Annotated in this window: 14 protein-coding genes; 6 read left to right on the forward strand and 8 right to left on the reverse strand. The window is 46.9% G+C overall.

The window, feature by feature from the left end; all coding sequences use genetic code 11:
* Together VZT47_RS06765 and VZT47_RS06770 are read left to right on the forward strand one after the other, a co-directional pair.
* Positions 1 to 310, forward strand: a 310-nt coding sequence (locus VZT47_RS06765; RefSeq protein ID WP_330224209.1) for a hypothetical protein, incomplete at its 5' end; no start/stop codon positions are given.
* 93 nt (positions 311 to 403) lie between these two features.
* Entirely contained in the window at positions 404 to 1,006 is a 603-nt protein-coding gene (locus VZT47_RS06770) for a GNAT family N-acetyltransferase (RefSeq protein WP_330224210.1), read from the forward strand.
* Between the two features lie 247 nt (positions 1,007 to 1,253).
* Here VZT47_RS06770 and VZT47_RS06775 read toward each other — a convergent pair whose 3' ends face one another.
* Positions 1,254 to 2,162, reverse strand: coding sequence for a 4Fe-4S cluster-binding domain-containing protein (locus VZT47_RS06775; protein WP_330224211.1), 909 nt, complete (start codon positions 2,160 to 2,162; stop codon positions 1,254 to 1,256).
* A gap of 407 nt (positions 2,163 to 2,569) precedes the next feature.
* Between VZT47_RS06775 and VZT47_RS06780 the strand changes: the two genes are divergently transcribed.
* Both VZT47_RS06780 and VZT47_RS10745 read left to right on the forward strand, forming a co-directional pair.
* Positions 2,570 to 3,964: an NCS2 family permease gene (locus VZT47_RS06780; protein WP_330224212.1), complete on the forward strand. Its 1,395-nt coding sequence runs from the start codon at positions 2,570 to 2,572 to the stop codon at positions 3,962 to 3,964.
* A gap of 324 nt (positions 3,965 to 4,288) precedes the next feature.
* Positions 4,289 to 4,360: a putative holin-like toxin gene (locus VZT47_RS10745; protein WP_442877428.1), complete on the forward strand. Its 72-nt coding sequence runs from the start codon at positions 4,289 to 4,291 to the stop codon at positions 4,358 to 4,360.
* Between the two features lie 230 nt (positions 4,361 to 4,590).
* Here the strand turns inward: VZT47_RS10745 and VZT47_RS06785 are convergent, their stop codons facing one another.
* The 4 genes from VZT47_RS06785 to VZT47_RS06800 all read right to left on the reverse strand — a co-directional run bounded on the left by VZT47_RS06785 (position 4,591) and on the right by VZT47_RS06800 (position 9,434).
* Positions 4,591 to 5,430, reverse strand: a complete 840-nt coding sequence (locus VZT47_RS06785) for a D-alanyl-D-alanine carboxypeptidase family protein (protein ID WP_330224213.1) — start codon at positions 5,428 to 5,430, stop codon at positions 4,591 to 4,593.
* A 240-nt stretch (positions 5,431 to 5,670) separates the two neighbouring features.
* Positions 5,671 to 6,732, reverse strand: a complete 1,062-nt coding sequence (locus VZT47_RS06790; protein ID WP_330224214.1) for a tetratricopeptide repeat protein — start codon at positions 6,730 to 6,732, stop codon at positions 5,671 to 5,673.
* Positions 6,733 to 6,813: 81 nt separating this feature from the next.
* A complete protein-coding gene (locus VZT47_RS06795) occupies positions 6,814 to 7,683 on the reverse strand; it encodes a 2-oxoacid:ferredoxin oxidoreductase subunit beta (protein ID WP_330224215.1) in 870 nt (289 codons plus the stop codon).
* Positions 7,684 to 7,685: 2 nt separating this feature from the next.
* Complete coding sequence (locus tag VZT47_RS06800) at positions 7,686 to 9,434, reverse strand: 2-oxoacid:acceptor oxidoreductase subunit alpha (protein WP_330224216.1); 1,749 nt, start codon at positions 9,432 to 9,434, stop codon at positions 7,686 to 7,688.
* 397 nt (positions 9,435 to 9,831) lie between these two features.
* Here VZT47_RS06800 and tnpA point away from each other — a divergent pair, with 397 nt between their 5' ends.
* Both tnpA and VZT47_RS06810 read left to right on the forward strand, forming a co-directional pair.
* Positions 9,832 to 10,227 (forward strand): IS200/IS605 family transposase, encoded by a 396-nt coding sequence (tnpA, locus tag VZT47_RS06805; RefSeq protein WP_330224217.1) that lies wholly within the window; start codon positions 9,832 to 9,834, stop codon positions 10,225 to 10,227.
* Positions 10,228 to 10,232: 5 nt separating this feature from the next.
* Positions 10,233 to 11,345 carry an RNA-guided endonuclease TnpB family protein gene (locus VZT47_RS06810; protein WP_442877427.1) on the forward strand — a complete coding sequence of 371 codons (1,113 nt, stop codon included), beginning with the start codon at positions 10,233 to 10,235 and terminating at the stop codon, positions 11,343 to 11,345.
* 526 nt (positions 11,346 to 11,871) lie between these two features.
* Here the strand turns inward: VZT47_RS06810 and VZT47_RS06815 are convergent.
* From VZT47_RS06815 to VZT47_RS06825, 3 genes are all read right to left on the reverse strand, one after another.
* On the reverse strand, positions 11,872 to 12,063 hold the full coding sequence (locus tag VZT47_RS06815; protein ID WP_330224219.1) for a hypothetical protein: 192 nt from the start codon (positions 12,061 to 12,063) through the stop codon (positions 11,872 to 11,874).
* A gap of 241 nt (positions 12,064 to 12,304) precedes the next feature.
* The gene (locus VZT47_RS06820) at positions 12,305 to 13,261 is read right to left on the reverse strand and encodes a hypothetical protein (RefSeq protein WP_330224220.1); all 957 of its coding nucleotides are present in this window, start codon (positions 13,259 to 13,261) and stop codon (positions 12,305 to 12,307) included.
* Positions 13,262 to 13,480: 219 nt separating this feature from the next.
* Positions 13,481 to 13,831, reverse strand: a complete 351-nt coding sequence (locus VZT47_RS06825) for a nucleotidyltransferase domain-containing protein (RefSeq protein WP_330224221.1) — start codon at positions 13,829 to 13,831, stop codon at positions 13,481 to 13,483.
* Between the last annotated feature and the right edge of the window lie 643 nt (positions 13,832 to 14,474).

Below are 14,474 nucleotides of genomic sequence, written 5' to 3' on the forward strand. Positions count from 1 at the left end.
AAAACTACTAAAATTTACTCCGAACAGGGTGAATAAGGCCCTATTTCCTTTAAACGCAATAGAGAAATTTCGATTTGGAAGCACTTTAGCAGCTGTTAAGTTAATGATATTGCAGTTATCAGTTAGCAGTTCCCAGAATCCCGAAAAAGAAAACTTTGGAGTGTATCAATATAAAATGAAAAGTTTTTTCACCTGTCAGTTACCTTCAGGCAAAAGACTTCGCGGAGTATTACTCATTAACCCCAATGTACAGCTCCCCGGACGAACAGTTTCCTTACGACATAAAGATTCGCTGACAATTACCCATTAACCCCAATGTACAGTTTTCAGACAAACAGTTTCCATTCAGACTTCTGCTAACTAAGAACCGAGAACTGATAACTATAAAAAAGAGTGATTCATCATGAATAACAATTCAGCCATTCTTCATTTCCGTCTCGCTTCCGAAAACGATGCTGCGGCCCTTCTTTCCATCTATGCTCCCTATGTGGAAAAAACGGCCATCACCTTTGAGTATGACGTGCCGTCGGTGGAAGAATTTCAAAACCGCATACGAAATACCCTTCTCCGCTATCCCTATGTGGTGGCAGAAAAAGATGGAACCATCCTGGGCTACGCCTATGCCGGCGCCTTCCATCCCCGGGCGGCCTATGAGCATGCCGTGGAACTCTCCATGTACCTTGCCGAAGAAAGCCGCCATCAGGGTCTGGGAAAAATTCTTCTTAAAAAGCTCATGGATATCCTCACTCTCCAGAACGTCTACAATTTTGACTCCTGCATCGCCTATCTGGACCATGAAGATGAATCCCTTCCCATGGACTCTTTCCATTTCCACGAAACCCTCCATTTCCGCCTCGTGGGACGATTCGAAAAATGCGGCTGGAAATTTGGCCGCTGGTACGACATGATCTGGATGGAAAAATGCCTCCCCCACCCCGAAAAGCCCGAGCCCTTCATCCCGTTTCCGGAAATCAGAGATAAAGCTGAACAGATGATAAATGCCTGATAACTTTTTAACCGTTAAAAAACCGGTTGGATTAAAAGTTATCAGTTCTCAGTTAGCAGTTCGCAGTTGAAGGTGGCCCGCTTCAAAATTATGGAAGCGGGCCTTTTTATTTATACTTCCCATACTGCCAGCCAATAAAAAAGGCGTGCTTCTATACATATTGCACGCCACTACAACTGATTACTAAGAACTGATAACTGATAACTTTATAACAAAAGTCATCCACAATAATTGTCCCCAGGGCTCCTTATTTCTCCGACTTAAGCACCCCTGTCCCGTCAAAGGCGGGAATGAAATTGGCATTGGACGATGCTTTCTGCTGCACGTAGCCATCTTCGATGCCCAGGGCTTCCATATAGTTTTCGCATTCTTCGTATTCTTCATCCGTAATGGGCCTGTTGATTTCAGGAAATTCCGAAGCCCTGCCCCAGGGGGTGTACTGGCGCATGAGGCTGAAAAGGACATCTCCCGGTTCGAAAGTTTCTGCCACGTATTCCAGCACCCGTTTCGTATTTTCCACCTGTCCCGGGAGGATCAGGTGGCGGATGAGGACCCCTTTCTGCAGGATTCCCTCCGAATCCATCTGATAAGGCCCTGTCTGTCGGAACATCTGCTCAATGGCCGCCGTGGCCACCTCAAAATAATCCGGCGCATTGCTGTAACGGGCTGCCGCTTTCGAATCGGCATATTTCAGATCCGGCAGCCAGCACTGGACTTTCTTCCGGAGAAAGGCCACGGTGTGCACACTTTCATAGCCCCCGCAGTTATAGACCACCGGCACCGGGAGTGGTTCCCGAAGGCTCTGGAAAATGGCATGGGTATACTGGGTGGGCGTGACGAGGTCGATATTGTGGGCCCCCTGGGCGATTAATTCGAAATAAATTTCCCGAAGCCTTTCCACGGAGACTTCGATACCCTTTCTCATTTCCGATATTTCATAATTCTGGCAGTATACACAGGAAAGATTGCAGCCCGCAAAGAAAACAGTCCCCGCCCCGCGGGTCCCTGCGATGCAGGGCTCCTCCCAGTGATGAAGGGCCGCCCGGGAAATCACCGGCAGCATACCGCACCGGCAGTATCCCAGCTTTCCCTCATCCTTTATGGAAATTTTCCGCTCCACCTTGCACTTCCGCGGGCAGATGTTGCATATAGACATGGTTTCCCTCTCAATCTATATCATAAACCTGATCATAATCGTGATCCGTGGATCGTGGTCCGTGGTCCGTGAAGGTGGCGGCCTGTCGGCCGCAATTTTTATATGAAAGCCTTGAAAGAATCCTGACCAATAGAAAGGCTGAATGTATTGTCTAACCATCCATAACGGGAAATAGCTCTACCGTTTTCATCAATTTTCGGCTCATTCCCCATATAAAATCGCGCCGCATCAGCGGCGCACCTTCCCGGATCACGATTCACGGACCACCGCAATTGACTCTATACATATCCCCATTTTACCACACAATTCCCCTCTAAAATCTCATTGATTCAACGAAATAAAAATCATATAATGATAATATAATTTATTTTATTTCTACACTGTAGGAAAGAGAGAGGAAGGGTATTATGGAAAACGAATCCGGACTTCTTGAGAAGATTTTCCACCTCAGGGAAAACGGCACCACCGCCCGGACAGAAATCATGGCAGGTATTACTACTTTTATGACCATGGCTTACATTCTGGCCGTCAACCCCAGTATTATGAGCGCTACCGGTATGGATAAAGGTGCCGTCCTGACAGCTACGGCTCTTGCCGGATTTATCGGGACCATGTGTATGGCCATTATGGCCAATTACCCCTTTGCCCTGGCTCCGGGCATGGGACTCAATGCATTTTTTGCTTTTACCGTCGTCAAACAGATGGGTTACTCCTGGCAGATGGCTTTGGCTGCCGTCTTTGTAGAAGGTCTGATTTTCATCGTCCTTTCTTTGACAAATGTCCGTGAAGCCATTTTCAATGCCATTCCGGTCAATCTGAAAAAAGCCGTTTCCGCCGGCATCGGACTTTTCATAGCCTTCATCGGTTTAGGTTCCGCATCCATTATCGTAGCCAATCCGGCCACGAAAATTTCCCTCTTTTCCTTCAAGGGAGCCCTGACAGCAGGAACTTTTGCTACTACCGGAACTCCTGTCGTTCTGGCTCTGATTGGTGTCATTTTCACCGCCATTCTCATGGTGAAAAAAGTGAAAGGCAATATCCTCTGGGGCATCCTCTTCACCTGGATTCTCGGCATCCTCTGCGAACTTTCCGGCCTTTACTTACCAAATCCGAAAATGGGCGCCTTCAGCACCCTGCCGAATCTTTCCGCAGGCATTGCTTCCTTTGCTCCCCAGAGCATTTCGCCCCTTCTCTTTGAACTGGACTTCTCCCAGCTTTTCACCTTCAATTTCGTAGTCGTCCTTCTTTCCTTCCTTTTCGTCGATATTTTCGATACCATCGGCACCCTGGTCGGCGTTTCCTCCAAAGCCAATATGCTGGATGAAAATAACAAACTTCCCCATATCAAAGGAGCCCTCATGGCTGATGCCGTAGCAACTTCCGTAGGCGCACTGATTGGCGTTTCCACAACCACTACCTACGTAGAAAGTGCTTCCGGCGTTTCCGAAGGCGGCCGGACCGGCCTTACAGCGACTACTACAGCTGTTCTTTTCCTTGTTTCCATTTTCCTTTCCCCGATTTTCATGGCCATCCCTGCTTTTGCTACTGCTCCGGCCCTGATCATCGTAGGTTTCCTCATGTTTACCGCAGTCACCGGAATCGACTTCAATGATCCCACCGAAGCCATTCCCTGCTACTTTGCCATCATTGCCATGCCCTTTGCCTACTCCATTGCAGAAGGCATTTCCTTCGGTATCATCACGTATACCCTGATCAATATGATTACAGGACATAAAGACAAAGTCAGCTTACTCATGATGTGCCTCACCGTCATTTTCATACTGAAATATATATTACTATAAGAAAAACTGTTATTCAGTCAATCGTTATTGTCACTGTATTTCAAAAGTGATCAGTTATCAGTTCTTAGTTATCAGTTAAGAAAGAGTCCGCCTCAGAATGATGAGGCGGGCTTTTTTGAAAGGAAATTTATTTAAATATCATAAAATACCAAAAGGCGGTGCCTTCGATTTCGCACCGCACCACCACTGTGAACTGATAACTGCAAACTGATAACTTTGCTTGAACATTCACTTTGAAATCAATGTATTTTACAGCTTCACATATGGTATAATCTGACCGAAATAGTCAGGTAAAAGGCTTCCCTCCTCGGAGGGGGTGATCATATGAGTACTTGCGAAGTGCTTACACTGCTGATTTCATTCGGCATACTGATCGCCACAATGATGAAAAAATAACATTTTTCCATTGAAAAAAGCCTACCCATAAGGCTAAGGAGGCTTTCTTCAAACATTCAAGAAATATGAGGGAGCCATCCCTGGCGGGGGAATATTACTGGCTATCCCTTTCTATTGGATATTATATCACACTTATTCAAGAATCACAGAAAATTTTCCATTGAGGCACTTACGCTGCTGATACCATTCGGCATCCTGATCACAGGGGCTGTGCATTTTTTATGAATTGGTCAATGATTCCGGGTAATATCCTGACTTTGACCATTTTCCAAAGCGAATCCATAGTCCAGCAATTGAGCTGCTTCCTTAAATCTTGTCTCCCCGTCTCTGGAATGCATGATGATGACAATAAGTTCCCTGTTATCACGAATTGCCGATGCGGCGAGACACCCTGCTGCAGCCCTGGTATAGCCGGTCTTGATGCCGGTAGCTCCTTTATAGGAATAGAGAAGCTCATTACTGTTCATGAAGGAGTAATTCTTTCGGGGATATTCATAATGAACGGTCTTTGACCGGGTACCCACGATGCGGCGGAAAGTCTTGTTTTCCATGGCATAACGGGCCAGGCGAGCCATGTCTTCAGCCGTGGAGTAATGATTTTCATCGGGCATCCCATTGGCATTTACAAAGTGTGTACCTGTCATGCCGAGGGTCTTTGCCTTTTCATTCATCATATCGGTAAAAGCAGCAAGATTTCCGGAAATATTCTCCGCAATGGCTGTAGCAGCTCCATTGTCAGAGACGAGCATGAGCTGGTTCTGCAGGTTATCCAGGGTAATCCATTCCCCGCCGGAAAGCCAGGTGGATTCCACATTGGCCGCATTCCGGCTGACCTTGATTGTCTTATAGGGATTGGCCTTTTCAATGGAAAGGATGCAGGTCATCATCTTCGTCATGGAAGCAGGGTATTCTTTTTTATTGCCATTTTTCTCATAGAGAAATTTCCCGCTTGCCGCATCCATGATGACTGCTGAATCGGCCGTAATTTCAGGAGCTTTCGGACCGGCTGCCAGAGCAGGCATGGCGGAAACAGTAATAAGAATGGCAAGAGTGAGTGATTTGAATTTCATTTTTATTGTATTTCCCGATTTCTAAAACAACACCTTTCAACAATCATAATTTCTTATGGGGCAGAAATTACGAAACGTCACATATGACTATTATATACTCAATAAAGCCAAAGTGGTCAAATCACTTTGAAAAAAGGCCAACTTCCGGATTCTGCTGTAAGCCTTCAGAGGAAAAATGATAACTTTCCATCAAAAAACTGCCCCGCACATACATGCAGGACAGTTTTTCATTTCCAAAGCCTAGGCCAATTCGTAGTCATAATCCTCTTTCAGAATCTGAATGGCCCCGGGATCCCCTTTCATGGCGGCCCTTATGAGGAGGTTCATAGCGGCTTTTTCGTCTTTTTCTCCTCCTTCGCCGGCAGCCAGTGCGCAGGCGTAGTGGGTCATGGCGAAGGGGAGGCCTTCGTCAGAGGCTTTTTTATAAAGCCGTACGGCTTCGTCGATATTTTCTTCCACTCCGATTCCTGCTTCATAGCAGAGGCCCAGATGAGCGGAAGCGACGAGGGAACCGTTATTGGAGGCCCTTTTGAAGGCTTCGAAGGCTTTTACATCATGATCTTTAAGGCTTGTAGCATGGCTGTAAGCGAGGCCCAGCCGCAGGAAGACTTCTTTGTCCCCCAGGCTTTCTGCTTCTCCCGCCATATTCCAGGCTTTCGCAGGATCGATATTTCCTGCTTCCCCTGTAATATATTCGCTGCAGGCTACGGCAAGAAATACCCGGAGCGTCGTATCCCCGTCAGGATCCCCCGCATCCCGGCCTTTCCGGATCCACATTTCTGCGGCGTTAAGGTCTTTCCGGGCACTGGACCCCTGGGCATAGAACATGCCTGTCATGAGCATGGCCCCGCTGTCTCCCCGCTCTGCGGCGAGAAGATAGTAATTGAAAGCCCGGTCAGGATTGACTTTGCCCATGATGCCTTCATCATACATCTTGCCAAGGAGGGAGGCTGCTTCCGCGCTTCCTTCATCAGAAGCGTTTTCCAGTGCTCGCCTTGCTTTTCTTGGATTTGGTTTCGCACCGTTAATCCCGCGGAGGTAGAGTTTTCCCAGCGAAAGACTGGCCTCAGGAATGTCATATTCCACGCCCAGTTTGTAGCAGTTTTCCGCTTTCTCCTCATCTTTCTCTATTCCGTCGCCCTTTTCCCACTGCTGGCCCAGTGAGAAGATTTCCAGTGCTGCTTCCGAGGCACCCATATTGGCTGCCTTTTTGAAATACACGACTGCATTCTCCGGATCATCCATCCGAAGGCAGTCCTGCCCCATGGAGTAGTAATATTCCATCATTCTGTCAGATGCCATAATAGTCCTGCTCCTTTTGGGCGCATTTCGCCCGAATGGCTTTCCGCTTCCGGTTTCCCTTTCCCGCAAGCCGTGAAAGCATTATCTGAATTCTTTGCAGAGAGAGTCAAAGAGTTCTGCAGACGGTTTTTCCACATGGTCGGTGAGGCATACGTCTTTGGACGGTACGATTTCACCGAAAGGAATGGCGTCTTTTTCTTCGTAAATGACCCCGGTCACAAGGCTTTCGGTCTCAGCCAGAAGGTGCATAGCCTGGGCCTTGCTGGACGGATCATAATCGTCTCCGCGGACATCGGAAAGTTTCTTCAGATGTTCGTTATACCACTGAACCGTATTGAAATGGTTGAAAGTCACGCAGGGAGTAAAGATATTCACATAAGAGAAACCTTTATGTTCCACTGCCTTCTGGATGATGTCCACCAGATTTTTTCCATCGATGGCATAAGCCTGGGCTACAAAAGTAGCGCCGGCTGCAATAGCCATGGAAGGAGCATCGAGCGGAGTCATGGGATTTCCATCCGGAGTCGTTTTTGTAACGAAACCTTTGGAGGAAGCCGGGGAAGTCTGGCCTTTGGTGAGACCATATACCTGGTTATCGAAAACGAGGTAAGTGATATCCATATTTCTCTTCATGGCATGCATGGCATGGCCCAGACCGATGGCATAGGAATCGCCGTCGCCGGAGCAGACGATCATATGGGTATCTTTATTCGCACATTTAATGCCCTGTGCAAAGGGCAGCGCTCTGCCGTGGGTGGTATGAGCGCCATAGCAGTACTGATAGCCCCCGATACGGGAAGAGCAGCCGATCCCGGAAATCAGGGTAATCGATTCATTGGGCCAGCCCATTTTTGCGCAGACAGCGGAAATGGCATTCTGGATGCCATAATCGCCGCAGCCGGGGCACCAGTTCGGGACAATTGTATTTTTATAATCTCTCGGTGAAGCCATAATCAGAAGACCTCCTTAGCTTTATTCACGATCGTAGAGGTTGTAAACGGGGTGCCGTCGTACTGAAGGAGGGACAGCAGTTTATCATGGCAGGCAAAGTGAATCGCAAAGAGTTCACGAAGCTGCGCGGTGAGATCTTCTTCGACAATGAGGACCTTCTTCGCCCCTTCGATATAAGGACGGAGAGCTTCGGTCGGGAATGGGGAGAGCAGACGGAGCTGGAGATGGTTGACTTTCTTTCCTTCTGCTTCCAGTTCTTCTCTGGCTTCTTCCAGAGCGCCATTGGTGGAAGTGACGCCGATCATGAGAAGGTCCGTATCCGTTTCTTCATGAGCCACAGTAAACGGCTGGATGGCGGAAGGAACACCGGCGAATTTTCTGTGACGTTTTTCCATTTCCATCACACGGTCGCCCTGGCCTTCAGCCGGTTTGCCGAATACATTGTGTTCCAGGCCCGTGGAGAGGAACATACCATTCTTCACGCCCGGAATGGTTCTCGGGGAAATGCCGTCTTCCACATCTTCGAAACGGTGGAAATATGCTTTTTTCTTCGTGTCCAGTTCCGGCAGACCTTCGGTGACCAGTTTGCCGCGGTTGATACCAATGCGGTTCAGATCGAAAGCCGGTACGGACTGTTTGCACATACCAAACTGCAGGTCCGAAAGAACGATGACCGGAGTCTGGAATTCTTCAGCCAGGTTGAAAGCTTCCTGGACGATATAGTAGCAGTCTTCGATAGAAGAAGCTGCAAGGACGATTTTTTCAGCATCCCCATGACCGGAGCCGATGGCATAACGGATATCGCTCTGTTCTACCTTCGTAGCCATACCGGTAGAAGGACCTGCACGCATCACATCGATAATAACTACCGGAATTTCTGCCATAGCTGCCATGGAAATGGATTCAGCCATCAGAGAAAGCCCGGGGCCGGAAGTAGCTGTAAATGCGCGGACACCTGCATACCCTGCGCCCATAGCCATCATGCAGGAAGAAAGTTCATCTTCCGTCTGCACTACAGTACCATGAATCTTGTGGACCACCTTGATCATATATTCCATGATTTCAGAAGCCGGAGTGATGGGGTAAGAAGCCATGAAACGGGAACCTGCAGAAATGGCCCCCAGAGCAGCCGCTTCATTACCGAGGAGGTACAGCTGATCCTTCTTCGGAGGAGTAGCCAGCTTGCCCAGTTCCACACCGTTCATGGCAGAAATGGCCGTATCATAGCCATCCTTGAAAATCTGCTTGTTCTTGGAAATGATTTCCTCGCCCTTCTTGGCGAAACGGTCAGCGATGAATCCATAGAAAGGATCTTCCGGGAAGCCCAGGACGCCTGCACTCATACCGAGAGCTGCGATATTCTTCATCTGCAGGCTGCCATATTTCTTTGCCATTTCCGTAATCGGAAGAGCCAGCACCATACGGCCCGTATGCGCTTCAAACTTCGGATGGAAAGCATCATCAGCGATGATAACGCCCCCTTCCGGCACTTCTTTACCGTGAAGATCAATGGTTTCCTGATCCAGAGCTACCAGGCAGTCTACATGCTCACCAATCGTAGCGACTTCCTTTGTTGCAATGCGCAGAGCAATGGTCGTATGACCACCCTTGATACGGGATGCGAAAAGGCGCTGGCTGAAAAGAGAATACCCCTCCTGCGCCAGGACGCGGCCCAGAATTTCACCGCAGGACTCAACGCCCTGCCCCTGCTGGCCACCCATCTTCCAGATAAAATCACGTTTTGTTTCCACTTCATCTGCCTCCTTGCTGAGATGAAAAAGGGAATAAAATATATGTGGTGAATCATTAAAAGACACACTTACACATTGATTATTATATCATAAGCAGGTTGCCCATAGTAAGAATTATTTGTTATTGAGCTAGAAATATTACGCATGTGCGTTAGAGGGATAAAGGAATAGAAATAGATATTCGTTGTCCGTAGTCCGTAGTCAGGGAAGGTGCGGCGCAAATTCATGGGCGCCGCAAGAATAAATATTTAACCTTATCCGCCAAAAGTCCTCCACCTCTTAGGTGGGGGATGAAGGCGGTTATGTGGAATTTATGCGAATAATTTCTTAGATCGCTTGTTCTGTAAATGCCTTCATGATACAATCAGTAGTAATAAGAAAGGATGGTGATTCCAATATGAAACTGGACAATAATAATCATTCAGTATTCTTACTGTATTACCATCTTGTGCTGGTAGTAAAATATCGAAGAAAAGTTTTTTCTGATGACATGAGCCAATATGCAAAAGATATTTTTGTGCGTATCGGCCAATCTTACCACATCACTCTGGAAGAATGGAATCATGACAGGGACCATGTACATATTATGTTCCGGGCCAATCCGAATACGGACTTGTCAAAATTCATCAACGCCTATAAGAGTGCCAGTTCCAGACTGATTAAAAAAGATTTTCCTGAAGTAAGACAGAAACTCTGGAAAGAAATGTTCTGGTCCAGAAGTTACTGCCTGCTTACGACAGGCGGGGCTCCTATAGAAATTATCCGCAAATACATCGAAACACAGGGGAGATGAGAAGGGTGAACAAGGCATATCGCTACAGACTGTATCCCACAGCGGATCAAAAAGCCATGTTTGCGAAAACATTTGGCTGTGCCAGATTTATCTATAACAAAATGCTTGGCGACCGCATCTCCTATTACAGGGAAACCGGTAAAAAACTTCATAACACCCCGGCACAGTATAAATCCGAATTCCCCTGGCTTCGGGAAGTGGACAGCCTTGCCCTTGCCAATGCCCAGATGAATCTGGACAAAGCATATAATAATTTCTGGAAAAATCGCAGCTATTTCGGACTTCCCCATTTCAAATCCAAAAGGGCCGGACATAACTCCTATTCCACCAACAACCAGAAAGGTTCTGTCCGCATTGAGGATGGCAGGATCAAACTTCCCCGGATTGGCTGGGTAAAAATTCGCCTGCACCGTCCTCTTATGGAAACAAGCACCATAAAGACCGTCACCATCAGTCAAACACCGTCAGGGAAATACTATATCAGTATCCTTGTGGAGTATGAAAACCAAGTACTTCCCATCATACCGAAACAGTTCCTTGGCCTTGATTTTACCATGCATGGGCTTTATGCGGCTTCTGATGAAGAAGACGGTACCTATCCGGAATTCCTGCATAAAGCGGAAAAGAAACTGGTCCGGGCCCAGAGAAAACTTTCAAGGAAACAGAACGGAAGCCGGAACTGGGAAAAGCAGAGACAGAGGCTTGCCGTGATTCACGAAAAAACAGCCAACAAGAGAAAAGACTTCCTTCACAAGAAATCCCGATACCTGGCAGATCAATATGATGCCATAGGCATCGAAGATATCAGCGTAAAGACCATGGGAAGGCGTAAAAAGAAAGGAAGATTCAGCTTCGGAAAGTCAGTGGCAGATAATGGCTGGAATACATTTGTGAACATGCTGGCATATAAACTGGCATGGCAGGGAAAACAGCTGATTAAAGTAGACAAATGGTATCCCAGCAGCCAGCTCTGTCATAAGTGCGGGCACAAAAATCCGAAGACGAAAAACCTGTCTGTCCGGGAATGGACCTGTCCAGTATGCGGCATGCATCATAACCGTGATAAAAATGCGGCCATAAATATCCGGGAAGAAGCCAGACGCATCAGCCTTGCCTGAATGGCATAATGAATAAAATACCGTGGGACCCACGGAAATTTACGCCTGTGGAGAGAGTGTAAGACGACGGAATTCTCAGGAATTACGATGCTGTTCTCAGAGAAGCAGGAAGCTCCCGCCTCTATAGGCGGGAGTACGTTCACCTTGAAAATATGGCATCAACACATATAAGGCTAACTGCCAAAACATCAGCATGTTATTTGCCTCTGTCGTAAAATGCGCACTCCCCGAAGTGCGGGGAGCTCCGCGATAGCGGTGAGGGGACGAACCTGTCGAAATGCCGGTCTTCTCTGTCGTCATAAATCATAAAGCATGAAAAATCTGCTAATTGACCCAAACGCGAGCCCCGCCCGGCGAATGGCTCCCTTCTCAGGCCCCCCGAAGTTCGAGGGGGCTGTCGCCAAAGACGACTGGGGGATGTACTATCGTACAAGTAGAAAATGTGCTAAAAGGAACAAGCAACCCGGGGAGCTCCGCGAAAGCGGTGAGGGGACAGACTTGTCGAAATGCCGGCCTTCTCTCGTCATCAATCATAAAGCATGAAAAATCTGTCAGAGGCACAGGCAAAACGATCACCGTCCTCCCGGAAGATGGACTCTGCTGTCAGGATTTCACATGCCCTGGACATCATGAAGAAATAGAAGCCATCCCACGCAGGATTCACATCACCACTCTTCCCTGAATTCATTCGTACAAATTCATAAATAGTAAAAACCACGGATGGCGCTCCGTGGTTTTCTATTTATTTCATTTGATTAATATACAATGGAAAGATGATTTTTACGAGCGATCTGTTCAATTCGTCCTGTCGCAAGGCCGCTGGAGCCGGCTATTATTGACAGCTTAATACCATTTTCCAAAAGTTTAAGCACAATTTTTCCCGCTCTGGGACCGCAGCTCTTTCATAAATCCCTTTACTCAGGTTGCACATGAGGCTCAGCTCCGATTCAGCCTGCTGATTAATGTAGAAGGGAAATGTGGTACTGATCCGCTATCCTTTTTACTTCGTCAGCTGAAATGTCCACAGTATCAGAAATTATGGAAACGGAGACACCATTTTTCAATAACTTCAAAACGTGCTCAATGTTTATTTTTGCCCTTTCCTCTATAGCGCCTTTCCTGTAGGCTCTTTCGTATATTCCTTCGCTCAGATTGCACATGATGCTCAGCTCCTCTCTCATATCGTCAGTGAGATTCAGGTCATAATCTTCCAAAAGCCGCTCTTTCTTATCAGCGGCACTGATTTCCTCTTTAAATAATAGTCTCAATAATGAAATAAGTCTATCCCCATCATCTGATTTTCCCAGATAAATAGTGGTGATATTAATCAAATCGTAAAGCAGGGGATCCTCCATGTGGCTTCCATGCAGCTGTTTTTCCATGAGGAAATAGCTGTTAATGGAGCTATCTTCTCCTGCCGGCGGTTCCATACAGAGCCAGATGGAGTAAACTTTACAGATACTACCATAGTCGATGCCGGTGAATTCTCTTTCCTTTTCAGAGGATAGAGCCCGGCAGGCATAGTAGACACCACGTTTGATAAGCGGGTACTTGTCAGGGTACTGTTTCTGCGCTTCAATATTGATGATAAGCGTAATCAGTTCTCCTGATACCGGTGCCCTGGCATGGAAAAGGATGTCAAAGACGATTTTGCCTTCCGTAGGGCTGCTGTCCTCATTCCTGCTTCCTTTGATGCTCTGCGGCACGGGATGGTCCGGATTGACAGGAACCACGCTGACCTGCGGTTCGCCTTCGATATAGGTTTCCTCGATATCCTTCAGGGAGACATCTTTGTACTCGACGACTACCCGTTTCAGAATCCAGGCAAGCATCTTCTTTTTAGAAAGAAACATTTTCGCTGCCTGATCATAAGCAGGATTCTGATGACTCAGAAGTTCTTCCTCGTTGTAGTCCATAGAAACCTCCATCGACAACTATCGTGTTTTTTCTATATATATTTTACGAAATAAAAAAATAGATGGCAAGTATACATCGTAAAATCCCCATCTTCATAGGAATCAGCATTCAACCGTTCACATTCTCTCATATCAAAACATTGCCTCATCAGCGGCAACACCTTCACTTACCACTTCTTACATCGTCAGAAATAAAAAAACTCCCTTTGAAAAGGGATTCTATCCTGCCAGAGAAGAGACATTCACCCCTTCTCGTTCTATATTCCGATAATAGGGCAGATCATCTTTGAATTTCACATATTCCTCATAGGGAATGACGGTCGGAGAAATGATGATGCCATAGTCGATTTCCAGATCTGAAGAAAAGTCCCAGACTTCTTTCAATTTTTCCTGCAAATCCGCCCGCTCGCCATGAACGATGGCAGCGATATCAATATCCGAATCGTCCGTATGATCACCACGGGCAAAGGAACCATACAGTATGATCTGAACGATGGACTTGCCATAGACCTTCTTATATATCGAGACGATCTGCTGTAGAATCTGATGGAATTCAGCTGTATCACACATATGGCTCACGCTCCTTTCAATCGACCGGTTACCTATATTATAGCATGGAAATCTACATAAAAGTGACAAGCAAATAAGGTGGAAAGGAAGCTCTCTGTTATAGAAACTTATGTAACGGGATTATCGGGATTCGTTTCGGGAATCCCGGGAATATCGGGAAGGTGCGGCGCAACAGTAGAAGGCGCCGCAGAGTTATAATTTAGCTTTCCTCTTCATGAAGGAGTCGAGACTAAAAAAGAAATATAAAATGGCGGGCTTCCTGATTTTTATGCCCGCCACCGCTCCGAGATCCCCGATCATCCCCGAGATTCCCGGCAATTCCCGATTCAAAAGTCTTCGAAGATATAAGTTACCCCAAAAATCATTGTAAAATCGCAAAAGTTTAATAAACTTCTAATGATACAAATCGCGTTTTTTGCTACTATACCAGTGGAGCGAATGAAAGGGCCCCTGAAGAAATCCCTCATCACCCGGATGTACACAATCGATCGAGCCGGCGGAGGGATGGATTCAGATGATTTTCAGAAACTCCAATTACCGCGCGGTGAAAATTTTTTCACTTCATTTTTACAAAAGAAATAAGTCCTCCTCAACCGAAAGGTCATGGAAATATCCGACCAATCAGCCACCCCGGCACCTTACT

The organism is Dialister sp., assembly GCF_036343215.1.
In the GTDB taxonomy this organism is placed as follows: Bacteria; Bacillota; Negativicutes; order Veillonellales; family Dialisteraceae; genus Dialister.